At 60.5% G+C, this 23,349-nt stretch carries 19 protein-coding genes; 15 read left to right on the top strand and 4 right to left on the bottom strand.

Annotated features, from left to right (window positions below; genetic code table 11):
• Positions 1-23 precede the first annotated feature (23 nt).
• From ubiA to DNK49_RS18375, 4 genes are all read left to right on the top strand, one after another.
• Positions 24-905, top strand: a complete 882-nt coding sequence (ubiA, locus tag DNK49_RS18390) for a 4-hydroxybenzoate octaprenyltransferase (RefSeq protein ID WP_110527981.1) — start codon at positions 24-26, stop codon at positions 903-905.
• 90 nt (positions 906-995) lie between these two features.
• The gene (gene pyrF, locus DNK49_RS18385) at positions 996-1,808 is read left to right on the top strand and encodes an orotidine-5'-phosphate decarboxylase (RefSeq protein ID WP_110527977.1); all 813 of its coding nucleotides are present in this window, start codon (positions 996-998) and stop codon (positions 1,806-1,808) included.
• A gap of 158 nt (positions 1,809-1,966) precedes the next feature.
• Positions 1,967-3,457, top strand: a complete 1,491-nt coding sequence (gene ubiD / locus DNK49_RS18380) for a 4-hydroxy-3-polyprenylbenzoate decarboxylase (RefSeq protein WP_110527975.1) — start codon at positions 1,967-1,969, stop codon at positions 3,455-3,457.
• 145 nt (positions 3,458-3,602) lie between these two features.
• A complete protein-coding gene (locus DNK49_RS18375; protein ID WP_110527972.1) occupies positions 3,603-4,022 on the top strand; it encodes a DUF4870 family protein in 420 nt (139 codons plus the stop codon).
• Here DNK49_RS18375 and dacB read toward each other — a convergent pair whose 3' ends face one another.
• Positions 4,023-5,561 carry a D-alanyl-D-alanine carboxypeptidase/D-alanyl-D-alanine endopeptidase gene (gene dacB, locus DNK49_RS18370; protein ID WP_110527969.1) on the bottom strand — a complete coding sequence of 513 codons (1,539 nt, stop codon included), beginning with the start codon at positions 5,559-5,561 and terminating at the stop codon, positions 4,023-4,025.
• Positions 5,562-5,612: 51 nt separating this feature from the next.
• On the opposite strand from dacB, the gene DNK49_RS18365 reads away from it, so the two are divergent.
• Positions 5,613-5,948 carry a hypothetical protein gene (locus DNK49_RS18365; RefSeq protein WP_110527966.1) on the top strand — a complete coding sequence of 112 codons (336 nt, stop codon included), beginning with the start codon at positions 5,613-5,615 and terminating at the stop codon, positions 5,946-5,948.
• A 94-nt stretch (positions 5,949-6,042) separates the two neighbouring features.
• Here DNK49_RS18365 and lysA read toward each other — a convergent pair whose 3' ends face one another.
• Together lysA and lptM are read right to left on the bottom strand one after the other, a co-directional pair.
• Positions 6,043-7,305 carry a diaminopimelate decarboxylase gene (gene lysA, locus DNK49_RS18360; protein ID WP_110527964.1) on the bottom strand — a complete coding sequence of 421 codons (1,263 nt, stop codon included), beginning with the start codon at positions 7,303-7,305 and terminating at the stop codon, positions 6,043-6,045.
• Positions 7,302-7,496, bottom strand: a complete 195-nt coding sequence (gene lptM, locus DNK49_RS18355; protein ID WP_165843375.1) for an LPS translocon maturation chaperone LptM — start codon at positions 7,494-7,496, stop codon at positions 7,302-7,304. Before lptM ends, lysA begins: the two co-directional genes overlap by 4 nt.
• Before the next feature lie 45 nt (positions 7,497-7,541).
• Here lptM and cyaY point away from each other — a divergent pair, with 45 nt between their 5' ends.
• A complete protein-coding gene (gene cyaY, locus DNK49_RS18350) occupies positions 7,542-7,862 on the top strand; it encodes an iron donor protein CyaY (RefSeq protein WP_110527958.1) in 321 nt (106 codons plus the stop codon).
• A 165-nt stretch (positions 7,863-8,027) separates the two neighbouring features.
• Here the strand turns inward: cyaY and DNK49_RS18345 are convergent, their stop codons facing one another.
• The gene (locus tag DNK49_RS18345) at positions 8,028-10,439 is read right to left on the bottom strand and encodes a penicillin-binding protein 1A (RefSeq protein WP_110527955.1); all 2,412 of its coding nucleotides are present in this window, start codon (positions 10,437-10,439) and stop codon (positions 8,028-8,030) included.
• Positions 10,440-10,620: 181 nt separating this feature from the next.
• Between DNK49_RS18345 and DNK49_RS18340 the strand changes: the two genes are divergently transcribed.
• The 9 genes from DNK49_RS18340 (at position 10,621) to DNK49_RS18300 (ending at position 23,348) form a co-directional block, all read left to right on the top strand.
• Positions 10,621-11,697 carry a pilus assembly protein PilM gene (locus DNK49_RS18340; protein ID WP_110527952.1) on the top strand — a complete coding sequence of 359 codons (1,077 nt, stop codon included), beginning with the start codon at positions 10,621-10,623 and terminating at the stop codon, positions 11,695-11,697.
• Complete coding sequence (locus tag DNK49_RS18335; RefSeq protein ID WP_110527948.1) at positions 11,694-12,278, top strand: PilN domain-containing protein; 585 nt, start codon at positions 11,694-11,696, stop codon at positions 12,276-12,278. Before DNK49_RS18340 ends, DNK49_RS18335 begins: the two co-directional genes overlap by 4 nt.
• Entirely contained in the window at positions 12,275-12,946 is a 672-nt protein-coding gene (locus tag DNK49_RS18330; protein ID WP_110527945.1) for a type IV pilus inner membrane component PilO, read from the top strand. Before DNK49_RS18335 ends, DNK49_RS18330 begins: the two co-directional genes overlap by 4 nt.
• A complete protein-coding gene (locus DNK49_RS18325; protein ID WP_110527943.1) occupies positions 12,943-13,461 on the top strand; it encodes a pilus assembly protein PilP in 519 nt (172 codons plus the stop codon). The genes DNK49_RS18330 and DNK49_RS18325 overlap by 4 nt, the downstream gene beginning before the upstream one ends.
• On the top strand, positions 13,458-15,611 hold the full coding sequence (locus tag DNK49_RS18320) for a type IV pilus secretin PilQ (protein ID WP_110527940.1): 2,154 nt from the start codon (positions 13,458-13,460) through the stop codon (positions 15,609-15,611). The genes DNK49_RS18325 and DNK49_RS18320 overlap by 4 nt, the downstream gene beginning before the upstream one ends.
• 84 nt (positions 15,612-15,695) lie before the next feature.
• Positions 15,696-16,226, top strand: coding sequence for a shikimate kinase (locus DNK49_RS18315; RefSeq protein ID WP_110527937.1), 531 nt, complete (start codon positions 15,696-15,698; stop codon positions 16,224-16,226).
• Positions 16,214-17,296, top strand: coding sequence for a 3-dehydroquinate synthase (gene aroB / locus DNK49_RS18310; protein WP_110527934.1), 1,083 nt, complete (start codon positions 16,214-16,216; stop codon positions 17,294-17,296). Before DNK49_RS18315 ends, aroB begins: the two co-directional genes overlap by 13 nt.
• 5 nt (positions 17,297-17,301) lie before the next feature.
• A complete protein-coding gene (locus tag DNK49_RS18305; protein WP_110528063.1) occupies positions 17,302-18,426 on the top strand; it encodes a deoxyguanosinetriphosphate triphosphohydrolase in 1,125 nt (374 codons plus the stop codon).
• A 248-nt stretch (positions 18,427-18,674) separates the two neighbouring features.
• Positions 18,675-23,348, top strand: a complete 4,674-nt coding sequence (locus tag DNK49_RS18300; RefSeq protein ID WP_110527931.1) for a glutamate synthase-related protein — start codon at positions 18,675-18,677, stop codon at positions 23,346-23,348.
• Position 23,349 lies beyond the last annotated feature (1 nt).

Raw genomic sequence — 23,349 nt, 5'->3', positions numbered from 1 at the left:
TTTTCTGAAATGCTGTTTCCGCAATGACGCTGACCGACCGCCTGCCGCACCGTTTATCCCTCTATGCCCGCCTGATGCGCCTGGACAAGCCCATCGGCACGCTGCTGTTGCTGTGGCCGACGCTGTGGGCGCTGTGGCTGGCGGCAGACGGCTTTCCGCCCCTGCATGTGCTGCTGATCTTTGCCGTCGGCACGCTGCTGATGCGTTCTGCTGGCTGTGTGATCAACGATTACGCCGACCGCAACTTCGACGGTCATGTCGAGCGTACCCGCAACCGGCCGCTGGCGACGGGTGCGCTGAGTACGCGCGAGGCCCTGTTGCTGGCGGCGGGCTTGTCCTTGCTGGCTTTTGTGCTGATCCTGCCGCTCAATGGGCTGGTGATCTGGCTGTCGCTACCGGCCTTGTTCCTGGCGGGCAGCTATCCGTACACCAAGCGTTTTCTTGCCATCCCTCAGGCCTATCTGGGCATTGCCTTTGGTTGTGGAATCCCGATGGGCTACGCTGCCATCCTTGGCGAGGTGCCGCTGGAAGCATGGGCGATGCTGCTGGCCAACATCTTCTGGGCGGTGGCTTACGACACAGAATATGCGATGGTGGACCGGCCCGACGACCTGAAGATCGGCATCCGCACTTCGGCGATCACCTTTGGCCGTTTCGATGTGCTTGCAGTGATGCTGTGCTACGCGGCCGCATTTGCCATTCTGGCAATGATTGGCCTCGCTGGTGAGCGTGGTGTCGCGTATTTTCTGGGCCTGCTCGGCGCCGTGGGCATCGCCCTGTACCATTACGGCTTGATCCGCGACCGCGACCGCATGCGTTGCTTCAAGGCTTTCCGCCACAATAACTGGGTGGGTGCGGTGATCTTTGCCGGCATTTTTGTCGATGATCTGTTGCGTCGCGTGTGACCGGACAGGCGTCCTCGAATGTGGCCGGTGCTGATCACGGTGCCCTGCCCCTGGCTTGTCTTTCCCCTCTGATCCGACCGGGATTCTTCCATGCACTTCATGACCGCCCTTGGCGCTGCCTGGCAGCAGCGCAACAGCCTGCTCTGCGTCGGACTCGATCCTGATCCGGCCAAGTTTCCTGCACACCTGCAGGGTCGGCCGGACGCAATCCTGGCGTTCTGCAGCGCGATTGTCGATGCGACCGCCGATCTGGTGTGCTGCTTCAAGCCTCAGATCGCCTATTTCGCCGCACATCGTGCGGAAGATCAGCTCGAGGCACTGATCGAGCACATTCATGCACGTCATCCGGGTACGCCGGTGGTGCTGGATGCCAAGCGCGGAGATATCGGCAGCACCGCCGAACAGTATGCGGTCGAGGCCTTCGAGCGCTACAAGGCCGATGCGATCACGGTCAACCCTTACATGGGGCGGGATTCGGTCGATCCCTATCTGGCCTACCCCGACAAGGGGGTGATCCTGCTTTGCCGCACATCGAATCCGGGCGGCTCGGACCTTCAGTTCCTGGATGTCGGCGGGTTGAAGTTGTACGAGCATGTTGCCCGCCTGGTGGCGCAGGACTGGAACGCCAGCGGCAATTGCGGTCTGGTCGTGGGGGCCACCTTTCCGGCGGAGATCGCACGCGTACGCGAACTGACCGGAGACATGCCGCTGCTGGTGCCGGGTATCGGCGCCCAGGGCGGCGACGTCGCGGCCACGCTGGCGGCCGGACGTACCGCAGCGGGGACCGGGCTGATGATCAATTCTTCTCGCGCCATCCTGTATGCGGGCAAAGGCGAAGATTTTGCCGACGCGGCCCGTCAGGCAGCGATCGACACCCGTGATGCGATCAACGCCCACCGTTGATAGCCCGGCCCGTGAATGCCGCACTCCGGTTTGATCCAGGCTTGCCGAATCCCATTGTCCTTCGACGGTACGCAGGGCACGGAATCACTTGGCCGGAGTCATAAGTCCCCCTGGGGGCGCAAGCCATGCGCTCCGGCACCCGATAACGAGACGCCTTCATGAAATACGACGATTTGCGAGACTTCATCGCTCAGCTTGAGGCTCGCGGCGAGCTGAAACGCATTGGTGTGCCGGTCGATACGCATCTTGAAATGACCGAGATCGCCGACCGTGTATTGCGGGCGGGTGGCCCGGCGCTGCTGTTTGAAAAACCGCTGACCCGGGGTGTGCCGCAGGCGATTCCGGTGCTGGCCAATCTGTTTGGCACGCCGCAACGGGTGGCGATGGGCATGGGCGAGGATGTGGCGGACGGCAACTGGAGCACGCCGCTGCGCGAGGTTGGCAAGTTGCTGGCCTATCTGAAGGAGCCGGAGCCGCCCAAGGGGCTGAAGGATGCCTGGGACAAGCTGCCGGTGTTGAAGCAGGTGCTGAACATGGCACCGAAAGAGGTGCGTTCGGCACCGTGCCAGCAGGTGGTGTGGGAGGGGGACGAGGTCGATCTGGCCCGGTTGCCGATCCAGCATTGCTGGCCGGGCGATGCTGCCCCGCTGATCACCTGGGGTCTGGTGGTGACGCGCGGGCCGCACAAGAAACGGCAGAATCTGGGCATCTACCGTCAGCAGGTCATCGGGCGCAACCGGGTGATCATGCGCTGGCTGGCACATCGCGGCGGCGCGCTCGATTTTCTTGAGCATCAACGCGCCCATCCAGGTGAGCCTTTCCCTGTGTCGGTGGTGCTGGGCTGTGATCCGGCGACCATTCTAGGGGCGGTGACACCTGTGCCGGACACAATCTCCGAGTATCAGTTTGCCGGCTTGCTGCGGGGCGCGAAGACGGAACTGGTGAAGTGCCTGGGGAACGACTTGCAGGTGCCGGCATCTGCCGAGATCGTGCTCGAGGGGGTGATCCAGGCCGGCGACATGGCGCCTGAAGGGCCTTACGGCGACCACACCGGCTACTACAACGAGGTCTCGGAGTTTCCGGTGTTTACCATTGAACGCATCACCATGCGTCGCGATCCGATCTACCACTCCACCTACACCGGCAAGCCACCGGACGAGCCTGCCATGCTGGGCGTGGCGCTCAACGAGGTGTTCGTACCTTTGCTGCAGAAGCAGTTCACCGAGATCGTCGACTTTTACCTGCCGCCAGAGGGATGCTCCTACCGTCTGGCCGTGGTGAGCATCCGCAAGCAGTACCCCGGGCACGCCAAGCGGGTGATGTTCGGCATCTGGAGTTTTTTGCGGCAGTTCATGTACACCAAGTTCATCATCGTGGTCGATGATGATGTGAACATCCGGGACTGGAAGGAAGTGATCTGGGCCTTGACCACGCGCATGGATGCGACCCGCGACACGACTTTGGTGGATAACACGCCGATCGACTACCTCGACTTTGCTTCGCCGGTGGCGGGTCTGGGCAGCAAGATGGGGCTGGACGCGACCAACAAGTGGCCGGGGGAAACCAATCGAGAATGGGGGCGTCCGATCGTCATGGACGATGCAGTCAAGGCCCGAGTCGATGAGATCTGGGGCGCTCTTGGGCTGTGAGCAGGTGGGGGCGGGTCGGTGCCCGAGCGTAGCTGCTTCGCTGCGTGGGCGGATGGTTGTGTGTCGCCCCGATCGGAGCCTTGCGGTGTGATGTCTCATGCAGGCGATGGTGACCAGCGCCTTTACCAACAGGAGTGACACGACAATGGCCTATCCCGATTCCGTTCCCGCACCGCTGCAGGTGGGGCAGCCGTCGGAAAACATGGTGACGCTGACTCACCTGATCTACGCCCTGCATGCGTTTGCCGTGGTGACCGGCGTGCTGGGGTCGGCAACCATCCTGGGAAGCTTCATCGCCAGTCTGCCTTCGATTGCGGCAGTGGTGCTGAACTATGTCAAGCAGGGGGCAGTGCGTGGTACCTGGCTGGAAAGTCATTTCCGCTGGCAGATCCGGACCTTCTGGTTTGCAGTGCTATGGGTGATGGCGGCGCTCTTGATGGCGATCACGCTGATTGGCTTGCCTGCGGCCGTGCTGGTGTTGATCGGCGCCAGTCTGTGGGTGTTGTACCGCGTGGTGCGCGGCTGGTGGACCTTGATCGATCGGCGGGCGCTGCCGCTGCCCTGATCAGGGTTTGCCTGCCCATACCCACTCCAGCAAGGCATCCTGGGCGTCCGCAGTGTTGGCAGCATTGGTGTGATTCACCATCATCACGACCGCATGGCGCCTGCCATGACGGTCCAGGACATAACCCGCGATGGCCCGCACACCATTGATCGTGCCGGTCTTGATGTGTGCCTGGCCGCGGGCCGGACTGGTGCCTAGCCGGCGACGCGCGGTGCCGTCCAGCCCGGCGACCGGAAGTGCGGAGATGAATTCCGGCATCCAGGGCCGATACCAGGTGGCGATCAGCATCTGCCCGAGGTCGGCGGCGCGGATCCGTTCGATTCGCGACAGTCCGGATCCGTTTTCTATCACCAGCCCTTCGGTTGCAACGCCCGCGCCAGCCAGTATTCTTTGCGCCTGTTCTGCGCCCTTGGCGACGGCGTCGCTTGTGGGGGTGCCGGAATAGGTGCCCAGCGTGGCAAGGAGTTGCCGTGCAATGACATTGCTGGACCATTTGTTCATGTCGCGTACGATGTCTGCCAGCGGTGGTGATTCGTGGCTGATCAGCGTTGATTGGCCTGCAGGTGCGGTGCCTTCACGCACGGTACCGCCGATGCGGCCACCCGCTTCGGACCAGAGCGTGGCGACCAGCGCGGTGCCGTACTCTGCAGGGGGCAGGGGGGCCGCGCTCCAGGTGCGCGGACCACAGCTGCCCGGCAGGCTGCCACTCAGCACCAGGCGGCGACCGGGCTCCAGGCGGGCTTCGAGGTCGCTGTACCACAGTTCGCAGGGGGCGCCGGAGGTGACGATGCGATTGTCGATGACCACGCCAGCCAGTGCGGGCTCGGCGATGACGGTGACTGCTTCGTTGGCGCTGTGTGCGGGAAACAGTGCGAGTTGCTGGGTGTTGTAATGCATCAGCAGCCCGTAAGGGCCGCTGTTGTACGGGCGTAGTCCCCGTCCGTCGAAGGCGTCGGGGTTGTGCGGAGGAAGGCTGAGTACCGACGCGTCAAGCACGATGTCGCCAGCGATGCGTTCGATGCCCAGGCCGCGCAATCGTCGCAGCATTCGGCTGACGCGATCCTGATCGAGTACCGGGTCGCCACTGCCGATGAGGTAGAGGTCGCCTGTCAGCGTACCGTTGGTGATGGCGGCCGTGCTTGCAAACCGGGTACTCCAGATGTGTGCCGGACCAAGCTGCTCGAACGCAGCAAAGGCGGTGACGAGCTTCATGACCGATGCGGGGTTCATCGGAGTGCCGGCATTGTGGATCAGGCTGGGTGCCGGTGCGTCGACCGGCTGCACCCAGATCGATACCGCATCGGGAGTGACTTGAGCCCGGTCGAGTGCCAGTCTGACGGCGGTGGGCAGGCTGCTGCTGGCGTACAGCGGGCTGGTTTGCAGCGCGAGCAGGCAGCAGATTGCACATAGGCCCTGACGGACGGCGCGGTATAGTGATGCGGTGCAGCACTGCCACGCTTCAAGCCCGTACGGCCGTGTCTTGGCGACAGGGTGCTGCGCTTGTGTGAATGAAGGCGAATCGGCTGTGTGACAGGGCATGTGTGTCCGCACCGGTTGACTTCGATCCGGTGAATTTGAAAGGTCTGGGAAATGAGTGGATTTGGACATTATGCGCGTACGGCGGACGAGCTCGAACGCGAAATCTACAAGCGCGGGCTCGCGCTTGGGCTGGACTGGGATGATCAGGCCAGGCTGCGTGAGCTTGCCCGTCAGGCCTTGAGTTGCAAGCCGGGATGCGTGATGAAGTTGCTGCGTAGCCCAATTCGCACCGAGAAACTGACTGGGGAGCTATTTGCCCTCACCGAGTTGATGCTCGATACGATGCGCCAGAGCGCCCAGATTGGTGTTCATACTCATGGTGGCCCTGCCTGGAAGGCCTTTGGCAAGGCCTTGTACGAGGCGTCCGACGCCATTTCGAGTTCTTAGGCCATGTCCGGCTTGAGTCACGATCCGCTGGTCGAGGATCATGACTCAAGTCTGGCAGGTGCTCACGTTATCGGGTCCCGATGTTACGGAGGGATCAGTCGATGAGCCTTTCGAGCGCATAGAGCGACTCGATCGACTCGCGCTCGCGGATCAGGTGGGCCGTGTCGCCGTCCACCATGACTTCAGCGGCGCGCCCTCGGGTGTTGTAGTTCGAACTCATGGTCATGCCGTAAGCGCCCGCCGAAAGGATTGCCAGCAGATCTCCTTCGCTGACTGCCAGGTTGCGTTCGCGGGCCAGAAAATCGCCGCTCTCGCAGATCGGGCCGACGACGTCATAGCGTTGGCTTTGTGTTGCACTGGCGGCCACTTCCACGACTGCATGATAGGCGTCGTAGAGCGCAGGGCGGGCAAGGTCGTTCATCGCGGCATCGACGACAGCGAAGTTTTTCTCTGTGCCCGGCTTGAGGTATTCGATCCGGGTCAGCAGCAGTCCTGCATTGCCGACCAGGGAGCGGCCGGGCTCGAAACACAGTTCCTCGCCACGCCCCTCGAATACGGCGAGCAAGGGCGCCAGGTAGTCGGCGACCGCAGGCGGGTTTTCGTCGTTGTAGCAGATGCCCAGGCCGCCGCCCAGGTCAATGTGATCGAGACTGATGCCTTCGCTGGCAAGTTGATCCACCAGGCCGCATACCTTGGCGGCAGCCTCAGCCATCGGTGCGGGGTCCAGCAACTGTGAGCCGATATGGCAGGCAATGCCGCTGATCTTCAGGTGGGGCAGACTGGCTGCACGCCGGTACAGTGTCAGCGCTTCGTCAAAGGCAACGCCGAACTTGTTGCTCTTGAGCCCGGTTGAAATGTACGGGTGAGTCTTGGGGTCGACATCCGGATTCACGCGCAGGGCGATGGGTGCGAGCCGGCCCAGCCCGCCCGCGACCTCGTTCAGACGCTCAAGCTCGGCCGCCGATTCGACGTTGAAGCAACGGATGCCCGCTTCGAGTGCCTGGCGCATCTCGTCGCGGCTTTTGCCGACGCCGGAAAACACGACCCTGGATGGACTGCCGCCTGCCGCCAGTACGCGGGCCAACTCGCCGCCGGAGACGATGTCAAAGCCAGCGCCGAGCTTGGCAAACACCGACAGGATGCCAAGATTGGAGTTGGCCTTGACCGCGTAGCACACCAGTGCGGGGCGGCCCTGAAGTGCGTTCTGGTAGGCTTTGAAGGCGCTGCTCAGGGCCGCGCGGGAATAAACGTAGGTCGGGGTGCCAAAGCGCTCGGCAATACTCGTCAGGGAAAGGCCCTCGAGCTTGAGCTGACCATCGACCCGTTGCAGGGTCGGAACCGGAAAGGAAGACTTCATCGGATGTTGCCTGGAGAGACAGAAGTGGGTGTGGCGCTGCGACTGGAGTCGGGTTTGCTATGATGCTCGGCCGCCTGACTGGACGTTCCTGCTTGCTGAGGCCGTTCGGGCATGTACAGGGGGCCCTTGATGCCGCAGGCAGAGAGGAACATCGCGCTGGCTAGCGCAAGTGCGGGAATCGTCGCTCGCATGGCCATTCTTCGACAAAAGTCGAGATGCTAACAGAAGGAGTCGGCATGGAAGAATCTGCATTCAATGCCTTGGCTGAGGCCGAGCTGGCCCGAATCGAGGCGGTGCTGGAAAACTGCGGCGTTGACCTGGATATCGAACTCAAGCCGGGTGGCGTGCTGGAGCTCGAGTTCGACAACGGCAGCAAGATCATCATCAACCGTCACACCGCAGCCCGTGAAATCTGGGTGGCGGCACGGTCGGGCGGTTTTCACTTCAAGCCTGAAGGCGGTCGCTGGATTGCCGGGCGTGATGGGGCTGAGTTGTATGCCTTGTTGTCGCAGGTGGTGTCCGAACAGTCGGGCACGCAGCTGACCCTCTTGCCGTAGAGAGCCGTCCGGCTTGAGTTTCGCCTGTTGTCCGTGTCTGCGGTAGTGAGCGCAACGGTTCAGCCCGGCGCCTTCCTGGATGAATCGGGCAATCATCCGGAGCGGGACCGGGTCTGATAGAGCTTTCGTGTGCGGCTTTTGCAGAGGTTTCAAAGCCCCGGAGGTTCAGCGTTGTACTGGCGTCGGCAGCCGGTCAACGACAGGTGCGGGTGCCTGCATGGCTGGAATTGGGCGCGGAGCAGGTGCGGGAGCCGGCGGTGCTGCGGGGATGGCCTCTTCCGGAGCCTCAAGTGCCGGGCTGTTGTTCGAGAACAGTTCCTCGAGCCAGGATGGCTGTGGCTTGAGTGCGGGTGGTTCGTTCTCGCTGTAGTAGAAGTCTTCTCGGTCTCCGTCGGCCACCGGTGCGCTGGCAATGCCGTTCGGGCGGGGAAGCGGGTTCTCCGGCATGTCCTTCAAGGCAGTCCGCATGTAGTTGACCCAGATCGGCAGCGCAGCCGCACCGCCGGTCTCGCCACGTCCCATATTGCGCGGTTGCGAGAAGCCCATCCACGAAACAGCGACCACGTCCGGGTTGTAACCGCAGAACCAGGCGTCGAGATAGTCGTTGGTCGTACCCGTCTTGCCTGCCAGATCGTTACGGTTGAGGCTGCGGGCGCGGGTCGCCGTGCCGCGGCGAACGACGTCCTTCAGCATTGAGTCCATCAGCCAGGCATTACGTGGGTCGATGACCCGGGGCGCACTTTCCCCGGCTACAGGGGGGTCGATGCGGGCAATCAACTTGCCATTGCCATCGTGGATCTCCTTGACCACATAGGGGTCGATCCGATATCCGCCGTTGGCGAATGCGGCATAGCCGGTTGCCATTTCCCATGGGGTGACCGAGCCGGCACCCAGCGCCATCGTCAGGTAGGGTGGATGGCGCGCAGTGTCAAAGCCGAAGCGACCGATATAGTCCTGGGCATAGGCAGGCGTGATGTTGTCGAGCAGGCGGATGGAAACCATGTTCTTGGAACGTGCCAGTGCGTCACGCAAAGTCATCTGGCCGTCGAATTTTCCGTCGTAGTTCTTGGGTTCCCAGGCCTGGCTGCCCGTCACCCCGGCAGGGAAGTAGAGTGGCGTGTCGTCAACCAGGGTTCCTGGGCTGTAGCCGCGTTCCAGCCCCGCCGAATAGATGAATGGCTTGAAGCTCGAGCCCGGCTGGCGTTGTGCCTGGGTAACGTGGTTGAACTTGTTGCGATTGAAGTCGAAGCCGCCAACCAGCGCGCGGACTGCACCCGTCTGTGCGTCGATCGACAGCAAGGCTGCCTGCACTTCTGGAAGCTGAACGAGTTCCCAGCCCTTTTCGCCATTATCGCGAATGCGCACGACGGCGCCGCGCCGGATCCGTCTTGCCTGGGGCGCCTTGTCGTTCAGCATCGGGGTAGCAAACTTGATGCCGTCGCCGGACAGTGTCAAGGTTTCACCTCGGCGGAATACCTTGACTTCACGCGTCGAAGCTTCGAGGACGACAGCGGCAAGCAGGTCGTCAAAATCGCCCGCTTCGCTCAGTGCTTCTTCTAGCGCTTCTTCATCGATCCTGCCCTGCGGCAGTTCCATGAAGCGCTCAGGGCCCCGGTAGCCATGGCGTCGGTCGTAATCCATCACGCCCTTGCGCAGCGCGGCATAGGCAGCTTCCTGGTCGTCGCGCCTGATTGTGGTGGTGATCCTGATGCCCAGCTGGTACGCATCCTCTCCGAACTGTTCAACGGCGATCTGTCTGGCCATTTCAGCGACATAGTCGCCGCGCACAAGGTTACTGCGACTGCCGCTCACGGTGCGCGCAGACTGAGTACGCAATGGTTCGGCGAGCGCGGTCTGATAGGCTGCATTGTCGATGAAGCCCGCTTCTACCATACGCCTCAGGACATAGCGCTGGCGCACCGTTGCGCGCGCCGGATTGACGATGGGGTTGAAAGCCGATGGTGCCTTTGGTAGCCCGGCGAGCATGGCTGCCTCGGCCAGAGTGATGTTCTCGAGCGGTTTGCCGAAATAGGCCCGGGCTGCTGCCGAGAAGCCGTAGGCACGTTGGCCAAGGAAAATCTGGTTGATGTAAAGCTCGAGAATCTTGTCCTTGCTGAGATTGCGCTCGATCTTCAGCGCGAGCAGGATCTCGTAAAGTTTGCGGTTGTACGTTTTCTCGCGGGACAGGAAGAAGTTGCGTGCGACCTGCATCGTGATCGTCGATGCACCCTGTCCGCGCCCGCCGGAGCTGAGGTTGGCCAGCGCAGCACGTGCGATGCCAAGCAGATCGATTCCCGGGTGTTCGTAAAAACGCTCGTCTTCGGCAGCCAGGATGGCTTGCTTAAGTTGTACTGGAACGTCATCAATGTTGACGACGTTCCGGCGCTCCTCGCCAAACTCGCTGATCAGGTGCCCGTCTGCTGTGTAAACCCGCAGTGGTATGCGGGGGCGGTAGTCAGTCAGGGCTTCAAGCGAGGGGAGGTTAGGCCAGGCGAGGATGGAAATGGCCGCCAGTGTGGCAAGGCCGAGTGTCGTCAGCGCAACAAGGGCCGCGACCGGATAGAGGACCCAGCGCATCAAAATGTCCGAAAAATGACTCAGGGGCGCATTATATAAGGGGTGTTGCGGCGCGAATCGCGGATTTGACGACTGATGCAAATTGATGCATTTTGCTTTACACCTGTTGCGCTTGTTGCTAGCATCTAAGAGCCTTATTTAGCTTCGGCGCCTAACATAAAGAAATTTAAGGGTTTTCTTTGTGATCGACTTCTCAATATTCGGTTCAAAGGCGCGTCAGCTTGCAGGGCTCGATATTTCTTCGTCATCGATCAAGATGGTGGAGTTGTCGGAGCGCGACAAGGGCGGTTACAACGTCGAACGCTACGCCATCGAGCCGCTGCCACGTGACGCGGTCGTGGACGGCAACATCGCCAATCTCGATGCAGTCGCAGATGCCGTCGGGCGTTTGTTGCGCCGCTTTGGTTCCGGGGTGAAGAACGTCGCCATGGCCTTGCCGGCGGCCTCGGTGATTACCAAGAAAATCATCCTCCCTGACGGGCTGCGCGAGCAGGAGATGGAGCTTCAGGTCGAGTCAGAGGCAAATCAATACATCCCGTTCCCGCTGGACGAGGTCAATCTTGACTTCAACGTCGTCGGGCCGGCACCTGGTAGTCCAGGTGAAGTCGAGGTGCTGATTGCTGCTTCCCGCAAGGAGAAGGTCGAGGATCGGGTCGCAGTGGCACAGTCCTGTGGCTTGAAGGCCGTGGTGCTGGACGTCGAGTCGCTGGCTGTCGAGTCTGCGTTTGAGCTGGTCAGCCGGCAATTGCCTGGCGGCGGTGCAGACAAAGTTGTGGCCTTGATCGATATTGGCGCTTCCGTGATGAATGTTTCCGTGTTGCGCAACGGCCGTCAGGTGTACTCGCGCGAACAGGCGTTCGGCGGCTATCAGCTCACCCAGGATATTGCGCGCCAGTATGGGATGAGCATCGACGAGGCTGAGGCGGCAAAACGCTCGGGTGATCTGCCCGACGATTATGCACGTGATCTGCTTCGCCCGTTCATGGACAGTGTTGCGCTTGAGGTTTCAAGGGCGTTGCAGTTCTTCTTCACTTCGACCCAGTTCAATCAGGTGGATCACCTGGTGTTGGCCGGCGGTTGCGCCACAATGCCAGGATTGGGGGATGTGGTTGGAGGGCGTACCCAGGTGGCGACCCTCATCGCCAACCCGTTTGCCGGCATGGGGCTGTCTTCCAAAGTGCGACCCAAGAGCCTGTTGGCCGACGCGCCATCGCTGATGGTTGCTTGTGGTCTGGCCCTTAGGAGGTTCGATACATGATCAGGATCAACCTTCTTCCGCATCGCGAAGAAAAGCGCAAGGAGCGGAGGCAGCAGTTTTATGTTGTTTCACTGGGCATGATCCTGCTTGGCGGTGCCATCGCACTGCTGGTGCATATGGTGTATGCAGGCTATATCGAGCGACAGGAAAGCAAGAACGCCTTCCTGAAAGCCGAGATCACCAAACTGAATGCCCAAATTGCCGAGATCAGGACGCTGAGGCAGCAGATAGACGCTCTTCTGGCGCGCAAGCAGGTGATCGAGTCCTTGCAGAGTCACCGTGCTGAAACGGTACATCTTTTCAACGAATTGGCGCGGAACATGCCTGATGGTGTCTATCTCAAGACTGCCAGGCAGTCCGGTCAACGGGTTACGTTGACAGGTATTGCGCAGTCCAATGCGAGAGTGTCCAGCCTGATGCGTAGTCTCGATGAGTCTCCTTTTCTTCAGAATCCGGGTCTGGTTGAGGTTAAGTCAGCGACTGTTGCGGGCCGGCGCGTTAGTGAGTTCACGCTGACGATTGGTATCGAGCGTCCGTCGGTCGAGGTAGCCGCTAAAGTTGCACAGGGGGGCGCACGATGAAGTCGACTGGCCTTTTACCCGATGTGCGCAAGATTGATTTTCAGCGCTTGCAACAGGATTTCAAGAACCTGGATCCTAACGATCCTGGTGTTTGGCCGCTGGCTCCGCGCATTGCCGTGTTCGTCGGGCTGCTTGCTGTGACGTTGGCGGCGGCCTGGTGGTTCGACTGGCAGGTACAGGCGGAGACCTTGGTTCAGCGCGAAGCCGAGGAGCAGCAGTTGCGTCAGGAGTGGGTCTCCAAGAAGCGCCAGGCTGTCAATCTGGAGGAACACAAGCGCCAACTCGTCGAGATCGACCGCCAGTTTGGCGCACTTTTGAAGCAACTTCCGAACCGGGCAGAGATGGATTCACTGCTGTCGGATATCAACCAAGCCGGGCTGGGGCGTGGATTGCAGTTTGAGTTGTTCAAACCGGGGGCGGACCAGGTGAAGGATTTCTACGCGGAGATGCCGATTGAGATTCGCATCACGGGTAGCTACCACGATCTGGGTGAGTTTGCCAGCGACGTTGCACGGATGCCGCGCATCGTAACGCTCAACAACGTTGTTCTGGAGTCGGGCACGGATGGGCGGCTCAGACTGAACTCTCGCGCTGTCACCTACCGTTACCTGGATGAGGAAGAGCTGGCGCAGAAGCGTCAAGCAAGCAAGCCGGGGGCTAAGAAATGAAGAGCTGGCTTCTGTTGACATCCTGCTTTCTGTTACTTGGCTGTGCCAATGAGCAGGAGGATATTCAGGCTTGGATGAACGAACAGGCGGCTGGAATGAGGGGGGCTGTCAAACCCTTGCCGGAAATCAAGCCCTTTCCTGTCGTTGCTTACTCAGCCTCAGCCTTGGTTGAGCCGTTCAAGACTTCCCGCATTGAGCCGGAACGTAAGGTGACGGGTGGGGGGCTCAGGCCCGATCCAGATCGTCGGCGTGAGCCCCTGGAGGCCTATCCGCTGGAGTCTTTGCGCATGGTCGGCGTGCTGATGCAGGGTAATGTTGCACATGCTCTTGTGCAGGCTGATCGCTCTTTGCATCAGGTCAAGCGGGGCAACTACCTCGGTCAGGACTATGGCGTGGTCACTGCGGTTGATGAAACCGGGGTGACCCTTCGCGAATTGGTTGAAGACATGAATGGCGACTGGGTCGAACGTACAACGACCTTGCAGTTGCAGGAGCGGCGGGAGGCCGGACGATGAAGAGTGCGATTACAACGGTACTGCTTGCGAGCGCGATTGCGGCTTTAGTGCCCGCGACATTCGTGTTAGCGCAGGAGCAGGGGCAGGTTCAGTCGGATCTGAATCGTATCGAGACACTGGAGGTTGCAGAGCAAGGTGGGGGGCTGTTTGTCAGGCTGCAGCTCGCTCAGCCCTTGGCTGCACCGCCTGCCAGCTTCAGTGTGGCCAATCCGGCGCGGATCGCTTTCGATTTTCCAGCTACGGCAAACGCGTTGGGACGCGCGGCCCAGGAGATTGGCCAAGGGGATCTGCGCAGTGCCAATATTATTCAGGCAGGTGATCGCACGCGGCTGGTGTTGAACCTCCTGCGGATGACGCCTTATGAGACCCGTGTCGACGGGCGCAATGTCGTCATTGCCCTGTCGCCGGTCAGTGCACAGGCAACACCGACACCCGGCGCCCAAGCCTACGCAAATTTTGCGGCGCCGAAAGCTGCCGATGTGGCTGGTACCAGTATTCGCGACATCAACTTCCGCCGTGGCAAGGAGGGGGAGGGGCGCGTTGTCGTGCAGTTGTCAAATGCCGAAACGGGTATCGATATTCGGCAGCAGGGCGGTAATCTGGTCGTCGATTTTCTCAAGGTGTCCTTGCCAGAGCATCTGCGTCGCCGTTCTGACGTGACCGATTTTGCCACGCCAGTTACTGCAATGACTGCCCAGCAGCAGGGCGATAACGTGCGTTTGGTGGTTTCGCCTAACGGTTTGTGGGAGCACAACGCCTATCAAAGCGATGATCAGTTTGTTCTTGAGGTGAAGCGCGTCGTTGAGGATCCAAATAAGCTGGTCCAGGGTACTCGTGGACAATATCAGGGAGAGAAGCTCTCGCTGAATTTCCAGAACATTGATGTTCGCTCGGTATTGCAGGTCATTGCGGATTTTACCAACTTCAACATCATCACGTCTGATTCTGTCCAGGGTAACCTGACGCTGAGGCTGAAAGATGTGCCGTGGGATCAAGCGCTTGACATCATCTTGCAGGCCAAGGGCCTGGATATGCGCAAGAGCGGTAATGTGATCTGGATTGCACCGGGTGACGAGCTTGCCGCACGTGAGAAACTGCAGCTTGAAGCGAAGGCGCAGGTGACCGACCTTGAACCGCTGCAGACTGAAAGTTTTCAGATCAACTATCACAAGGCAAAGGAGATCTTCGACTTTCTCAAGAGCAAGGATCAAACGATGCTGTCTAAGCGTGGCAGCGTAGTGGTCGATGATCGCTCTAACAAAATCTTCGTCACTGATGTCGGTTCTCGACTGCAGGCGCTGCGTAGACTGGTGACTGAAATCGATGTGGCCCCTCGTCAGGTTTTGATTGAGGCAAGAATTGTCGAAGCCAACAAGACTTTTGCGCGCGACCTGGGTGTCAGACTCGGTTACGGAGACCGCAAGGCCAAGAGCCTGGGGAACGGCGCCCAACTGGGATTCGGTAAGTCGGAGTTTGTGAGCGTTGGAGCAGATGGAACTATTGATACCGGTAGCAACGCGCTTATTAACGGTATGGTGCAACGTGTTGGTGAGTCCGTGACTTCTGGTGCTGGTTATCAAAGAGGCGGGTTCGGCGTAATGAACTTGACCCTTTTTAACAGCAGTTTGACAAGGTTCTTGAATCTGGAGCTTCAAGCTCTGGAGTCTGATGGGCGAGGGCGGGTTATTTCTAGTCCGCGCGTACTGACCGCGAATCAGGTTGAAGCGTCGATAGAACAGGGGAAAGAGGTTCCTTATCAGGAGTCAACCAGTTCAGGTGCTACTAGTGTTTCGTTTAAAAAGGCCGTATTGTCATTGAAAGTCAAGCCTCAGATCACGCCGGATGGGCGGTTGCAGCTATCGATCGAGGTTAACAAGGATCGAGTGCTTCGTGAGGAGGCCTTGTTCAACGTGCCTCCGATCGAAACCAAAAATGTGAAGAGCGAAGTGCTGATCGAGAACGGTGGTACGGTTGTGATCGGCGGTATCTACGAAGAAGAGGATACAACCAACATTGATCGGGTTCCGGTGCTAGGTGAATTGCCTGTAGTTGGAGCGCTCTTCCGTACGACGAGTCGTGATACCTCTCGGCGCGAGTTGTTGGTGTTTGTCACGCCTCGCATCGTTTCGGACTCGCTGACGCTCAGATAAGTCGCTACCTGCTGCTACAATCCGGGGCGGTGTCTCTCAGTGGGGGCACCGCCCTTTGTTTTTCTGGATTCCGGCGATATTCGTGTGACTTGTCTGATACTGATCGGCATGATGGGTGCCGGAAAAACAACCGTGGGGCGGGAGTTGGCGCGACGTCGGAAGATGCGCTTTGCCGATTGCGATCATGAGATCGTGGCTCGCACCGGGGTGAATATCCCGACGATTTTCGAAATCGAGGGAGAGGCGGGATTTCGCCGGCGGGAGGCGCAGGCGCTTGATGAACTGACTGCAGAGCCTGATCTGGTGCTTGCGACTGGGGGCGGTGTCGTGCTGGATCCAGCAAACCGCGCACTGCTGGCAGCACGTGGTGTGGTGATCTATCTCGATGTGCCGCCGCAAATCCTGTGGGAGCGTACCCGGCACGACCGCAACCGGCCGCTGCTCCGCGTGGAAAACCCCCGTCAGCGAATCGAAGAACTTCATCGGCAGCGTGACCCCCTGTACCGCGAGGTTGCGGACATCATCGTCGAGGGGGGGCGCTGCAATCCGGGTGCAATGGTGCGCCAGATCGAAAAGGCCTTGCAGGCCCTGGACAAGACTTCATGCGAACACTGAATGTCGCGCTGGGTGAGCGTAGTTATCCCATCCATATCGGGCCATCGCTGCTTGAGCGGGCTGACCTGATTCTGCCCCACCTCAAGACTCGTCGTGTCGCCATCGTGACCAATGATGTCGTCGGGCCGCTGTACCTCGCCCGCCTGCAGCAGGCGCTGCAGTCGCAAGGCGTTGATGTTGCTTCGGTTGTGTTACCTGATGGTGAGGCGAACAAGGATTGGCCGACGCTGAATCTGATTTTTGATGCATTGCTTGGAGGACGCTGCGAGCGATCCACGACCTTGATCGCCCTTGGTGGTGGAGTGGTTGGGGATATGGGTGGGTTTGCTGCAGCGTGTTATCAGCGCGGCATGCCGTTCATCCAGATTCCCACAACGCTGCTGGCGCAGGTGGACTCCTCTGTGGGTGGCAAGACGGCGATCAATCACCCGCTGGGCAAAAACATGATTGGCGCCTTCTATCAGCCGAAGCTCGTGCTGGCTGATACCGGTGTGCTCGATACCCTGCCGCCGCGCGAGCTGGCTGCGGGCGTCGCCGAAGTGATCAAGTACGGGCTGATTCGTGATCTGCCCTTTCTTGAGTGGCTCGAGGCCAATCTGGATGCCCTGCTGGTACGCGACCCTGAAGCGCTGGCGTTTGCGATCGAGCGATCGTGTGCGAACAAGGCCGAGGTTGTCGTGGCGGATGAAACTGAGCAGGGTGAGCGCGCCTTGCTCAATCTTGGGCACACCTTTGGTCACGCGATTGAGACCGGTATGGGTTACGGCCAGTGGCTGCATGGCGAGGCCGTTGCGGCGGGCACCATGATGGCAGCCGAACTGTCCCGTCGGCTGGGGTGGCTGACTGATGCTGATGTCGTCCGGGCCGAGACCTTGTTCTTGCGGGCGGGGCTGCCTGTCCATGGGCCGGTGCTTGGAGTGGAGCGTTACCTGGAGTTGATGTCTCACGACAAGAAGGTTGAGGCCGGGCGTCTGCGCCTGGTGTTGTTGCGTGAATTGGGGCGTGCCCTGATGTGGGGTGAGGCTTCTGAGGGTGACATCTCAGCGGCAATCGAGGCGCGTTGCAGGTGACCTTGGTGATCGAGCTTGCGCGCTACGCGGTCGTCGAGGGCAATAGTCGGGGGCGACGGCATGACGAACCGCCTCCGTCCGGACGCAGCGAGTTTCAGCGCGATCGGGATCGCATCATTCATTCGACCGCATTTCGCCGACTCGAGTACAAGACACAGGTTTTCGTCAATCACGAGGGTGACCTGTTTCGTACGCGCTTGACCCATAGCATCGAGGTTGCGCAGCTGACGCGCAGCATTGCACGCGCCTTGCGCCTGAATGAGGATCTGGCTGAGGCGATTGCCCTGGCGCACGACCTTGGGCATACACCTTTTGGACATGCCGGGCAGGATGCGCTCAACACATGCATGAAGCAGTACGGCGGATTCGAGCATAATCTGCAGTCCTTGCGTACGGTCGATCTGCTCGAGGAGCACTACGCGGCGTTCGATGGTCTCAACCTGATGTACGAAACCCGCGAGGGAGTTCTCAAGCACTGTTCGCGAGCCAATGCCGAGCAGTTGGGGGAGTTGGGTCTGCGCTTCATCGAAGGCCGACAGCCCTCGCTCGAGGCCCAGCTTGCCAATCTGGCCGATGAGATCGCCTACAACAATCATGATGTCGACGATGGTCTGCGTTCCGGTCTGATCACGCTGGAGCAGCTTGCCGACGTCGACGTGTTTGCGCGTCATCGTCAGGCGGTCGAATTGCAGTGGCCAGGCTTGGGTGGGCGTAAGCTGGTGCATGAGACGATCAGGCGCATGGTCAATAGCATGGCGCTGGACCTGATTGCCCAGACTCAACGCAACATTGTCGCTGCTGACGTACAGTCGTTGGATGACGTCAGAAGTGCCCCGCGACTGGTTGCATACTCTTCCGACCTGCAGCCCGATCTGCTGCAGCTAAAGCAGTTTCTGCGCGAAAACCTTTACTGGCACTATCAGGTGCTGCGAATGACCGACAAGGCCCGGCGAATCATCGAGGACCTCTTTGGTGCCTTCATGTCCGATGCGCGTTTGCTGCCGCCTCAGTATCAGTCCAAGGCGCGCGAGGACAAGCCGCGCGCGATCGCGGATTACATCGCCGGCATGACTGACCGCTACGCCATGCGCGAACATCGGCGACTCTTTGCGGTAGGTGAAATTCACTGATTTGTCATAGACTTGCCGCAGCGCAAAAAAGTCTTGAACGATGACCGGCCCGGGGGTATATTCGGGCATCCGAAGAAGTGTTCGAAGCGATCGATCTGCGGTAATACCGATCGTGCAAGCCGGGGTGCCCGCGCGCCCGGCTTTTTTGTGTCCGCACGGTTTACACACGTGCGGGTTTGAAAAGCGACGAGAGTCGCCCGAACCGCGCCGGCAAGTCCCGGCGACATGTTGTTTCGAGGACGAACGAGATGGATCTCCCCCAAAAGCAGGGTCTTTACGATCCGGCGAACGAACATGATGCCTGTGGCGTCGGCTTCATTGCGCACATCAAGGGCAAGAAGACCAACGACATCATTCTGCAGGGTCTCGAGATCCTGAAAAACCTGGATCATCGCGGTGCCGTGGGTGCGGATGCACTGCAGGGCGACGGTGCGGGCATCCTGATCCAGATTCCCGATCAACTCTATCGCGAAGAAATGGCCAAGCAGGGCGTCACCCTGCCGGCGCCGGGCGAATACGGCGTGGCCATGGTGTTCATGCCCAAGGAAGCTGCATCCCGCCTGGCCTGTGAGGAAGAGGTCGAGCGTGCAGTGCGTGCCGAAGGTCAGGTCGTGCTTGGCTGGCGGGATGTGCCGGTCAATGCCGACATGCCGATGTCCCCGGCGGTCAAGGCCAAGGAGCCGGTGATCCGTCAACTGTTCGTCGGCCGTGGCCCGGACGTGATGGTGACCGAGGCGCTGGAGCGCAAGCTCTATGTTGCCCGTCGCCGTGCCGCCAACGCCATTGGTGCGCTGCAACTCAAGCACGGTCAGGAGTTCTACATGGTTTCCATGTCGGCCCGCACCGTCAATTACAAGGGCCTGCTGCTGGCCACTCAGGTGGGCGAGTACTACCTGGACCTGGTTGATCCGCGTGCAACCTCGGCGCTGGCCCTGGTGCATCAGCGTTTCTCGACCAACACCTTCCCGAAGTGGAACCTGGCGCACCCGTTCCGCTACATCGCCCACAACGGCGAGATCAACACCGTACGCGGCAACTACAACTGGATGCGCGCGCGGGAGAAGGGCGTGCACTCGCCGCTGCTGGGTGAAGACCTGCAGAAGATCTGGCCCTTGATCTACCCCGGCCAGTCTGATTCGGCTGCTTTCGACAACGCGCTCGAACTGCTGGTGATGAGCGGCTATTCGATGGCCCATGCGGTGATGATGATGATCCCGGAAGCCTGGGAGTCGCACACCCAGATGGACGAGAAGCGTCGCGCCTTCTACGAATATCATGCGGCCATGATGGAACCGTGGGACGGCCCTGCCGCGGTGGCGTTCACCGACGGTCGTCAGATCGGCGCCACGCTCGACCGCAATGGCCTGCGTCCCGCACGCTACCTCGTCACCGATGACGATCTGGTGGTCATGGCGTCCGAGTCCGGTGTGCTGCCCATCCCCGACAGCAAGATCGTCAAGAAGTGGCGCCTGCAGCCGGGCAAGATGTTCTTGATCGACATGGAGCAGGGTCGCATCATCGACGACAAGGAACTCAAGGACAGTCTGGCGTCGGTCAAGCCCTATACCGACTGGCTCAGCCGCATCAACATCAAGCTTGACGGCCTGCAGTCGCCAGCCGACGCTTCGGCACCGGACTGTGCGGCCAGCCTGCTTGATCGTCAGCAAGCCTTTGGCTACACCCAGGAAGACATCAAGTTCATCCTTGAGCCCATGGGCAAAACGGGCGAGGAAGGCACTGGTTCGATGGGCAATGACTCGCCGCTGGCGGTGCTGTCGTCCAAGGAAAAGCCGCTGTACAACTACTTCCGTCAGCTCTTCGCGCAGGTCACCAACCCGCCGATCGATCCGATCCGCGAGCAACTGGTGATGTCGCTGGTGTCCTTCATCGGACCCAAGCCCAACCTGCTCGAGATCAACGAGATCAATCCGCCGTTCCGTCTCGAAGTGACTCAGCCGGTGCTGGACTTCGCCGACATGGCCAAGATCCGCAACATCGCACGTTATACCAAGGACAAGTTCCGTTCGGCCGAGCTCGACATCTGTTACCCGCTTGCGTGGGGCAAGGAAGGGGTCGAAGCACGCTTGGCTTCGCTCTGTGCCGATGCCGAAAATGCCGTGCTGGAGGGCAACAACATCCTGATCGTGTCCGACCGCAAGGTTTCGGCCGAGCAGGTGGCCATTCCGGCACTGCTGGCGTTGTCGGCCATCCATCAGCACCTTGTCACCAAGGGCTTGCGTACTCGCGCCGGTCTGGTGGTCGAGACCGGCACCGTGCGTGAAACCCACCACTTTGCCGTGCTGGCGGGTTACGGCGCCGAAGCCGTGCATCCCTACCTGGCGCTCGAAACCCTGCAGCAGATGGCGGGCAGCGAAGAAGCCGGTGCCAAGTACGTCAAGCACTTCGTCAAGGCGGTTGGCAAGGGTCTGATGAAGGTCATGTCCAAGATGGGCATCTCGACCTACATGTCCTACACCGGCGCGCAGATCTTCGAAGCAGTGGGCCTCAACAGCTCGCTGGTGGACAAGTACTTCACCGGCACCACCACGCAGGTCGAAGGCATCAGCGTGTTCGAGGTCATGGAAGAGGCCATCCGCCTGCACCAGAAGGCTTTCAGTCCTGATCCGGTGCTGGCCAACATGCTCGACGCCGGCGGTGAGTACGCTTTCCGCATCCGTGGCGAAGAGCATATGTGGACGCCGGACGCCATTGCCAAGCTGCAGCACTCGACCCGTTCGGGCAAGTATGACAGCTACAAGGAGTACGCCCGGATCATCAACGATCAGAGCAAGCGTCACATGACGTTGCGTGGTCTGTTCGAGCTCAAGCCCGCGGGCGCACCGGTACCATTGGACGAGGTCGAGCCCGCCAAGGAGATCGTCAAGCGTTTTGCGACTGGCGCGATGTCGCTCGGTTCGATCTCGACCGAGGCGCACAGCACGCTGGCGATTGCGATGAACCGCATCGGCGGCAAGTCGAACACCGGCGAAGGTGGCGAGGATCCGATGCGCTTCAAGCCCATCACCCAGGCCATGAAGCTGTCGCAGATCATTGGCGAGAGCCGCATCGAGCGCGACCTCGAACTGTCGGCCGGCGATTCGCTGCGTTCGGCGATCAAGCAGGTGGCCTCGGGTCGGTTTGGCGTGACGACCGAATACCTGGTCAATGCAGATCAGATCCAGATCAAGATGGCGCAAGGGGCCAAGCCCGGCGAAGGTGGGCAGCTGCCCGGCCACAAGGTGTCCGAGTACATCGGCTTCCTGCGCCACTCGGTGCCGGGTGTCGGACTGATCTCGCCGCCGCCGCACCATGACATCTACTCCATCGAGGATCTGGCCCAGCTGATCCACGACCTGAAGAACGCCAATCCGAAGGCCGATATCTCGGTCAAGCTGGTGTCCGAGATCGGTGTCGGTACCGTGGCCGCTGGTGTGGCCAAGGCCAAGGCCGACCATATCGTGGTGGCCGGTCATGATGGTGGTACCGGGGCTTCGCCGCTGTCGTCGATCAAGCATGCGGGTTCGCCGTGGGAGCTCGGCCTTGCCGAAACTCAGCAGACCCTGGTGCTGAATCGTCTGCGCAGCCGCATCCGTCTGCAGGTGGATGGTCAGATCAAGACCGGCCGCGACGTCGTCATCGGCGCACTGCTGGGTGCCGATGAGTTCGGCTTTGCTACCGCGCCGCTGGTCGTCGAAGGCTGCATCATGATGCGCAAGTGCCACCTGAACACCTGCCCGGTGGGCGTGGCCACGCAGGATCCGGAGCTGCGCAAGCGCTTTACCGGTCAGCCCGAACACGTGGTCAACTTCTTCTTCTTCATCGCCGAAGAAGTGCGCGAGTTGATGGCGCAGTTGGGCATCCGCAAGTTTGACGACCTCATCGGTCGCGCCGATCTGCTCGACATGAAGGGCGGTATCGAGCACTGGAAGGCAAAGGGGCTGGATTACTCGCGCATCTTTTATCGCCCGAACGTGCCGGCCAGCGTTCCGCGCCTGCACACCGAGACTCAGGATCACTGCCTGGAGAAGGCGCTCGACAACGAACTCATTGCCCTCGCAGCGCCTGCGCTGGAGCGTGGCGAGAAGGTGTCGATCGATCTGCCGGTGCGCAACGTCAATCGTACCGTGGGTACCATGCTGGCCGGGCGTGTCGCCGAGAAGTATGGCCATGCTGGTCTGCCCGAGGACACCATCCATGTGCGTCTGACCGGCACCGCCGGGCAAGCCTTTGGCGCCTTCCTGTCACGTGGCGTCACCCTGGAGCTGGTGGGTGAAGGCAACGACTATGTCGGCAAGGGCTTGTCGGGCGGGCGCATCATCGTTCGGCCGCAAGCCGAGTTCCGTGGCAAGACGGCGGACAACATCATCATCGGCAACACCGTGCTGTACGGTGCGACCGAGGGTGAGGTCTATCTGGCGGGTGTCGGCGGCGAACGTTTTGCCGTGCGTAACTCCGGCGCCACCGCCGTGGTCGAAGGCGTGGGTGACCATGGTTGCGAGTACATGACCGGCGGTACCGTGGTCGTGCTGGGTCAGACCGGGCGCAACTTTGCCGCTGGCATGTCGGGTGGCGTGGCCTATGTGCTGGACGAGGTGGGGGATTTCGAGCAGCGCTGCAACATGGCACAGGTGGCGCTCGAGCCGTTGCCGGAAGAAATCGAGGCGCGCAAGGATTCCGATCTGGGCGACGAACTCGAGTCTCATGGCCGCGTCGATATCGACCACCTGACCATGGGGGATGAGCTGATCCTGAAGGGGTTGATCGAGCGTCATGCCCGCTTCACCGGCAGCCCACGTGCCCGTGAAATTCTCGATAACTGGGGGGCCTGGCGTAACAAGTTCGTCAAGGTCATGCCGAATGAATATCGTCGCGCGCTCGCCGAAATGGCCGAGCAGCGCCAGCAGCAACTGGAGGCCGCGTAAA

Origin of the sequence: Parazoarcus communis SWub3 = DSM 12120 (assembly GCF_003226565.1) — a bacterium.
Taxonomy (GTDB): domain Bacteria; phylum Pseudomonadota; class Gammaproteobacteria; order Burkholderiales; family Rhodocyclaceae; genus Parazoarcus; species Parazoarcus communis.
Note: the sequence above shows the minus strand (reverse complement) of the source record. Positions and strands in the feature narration are given on the sequence as shown.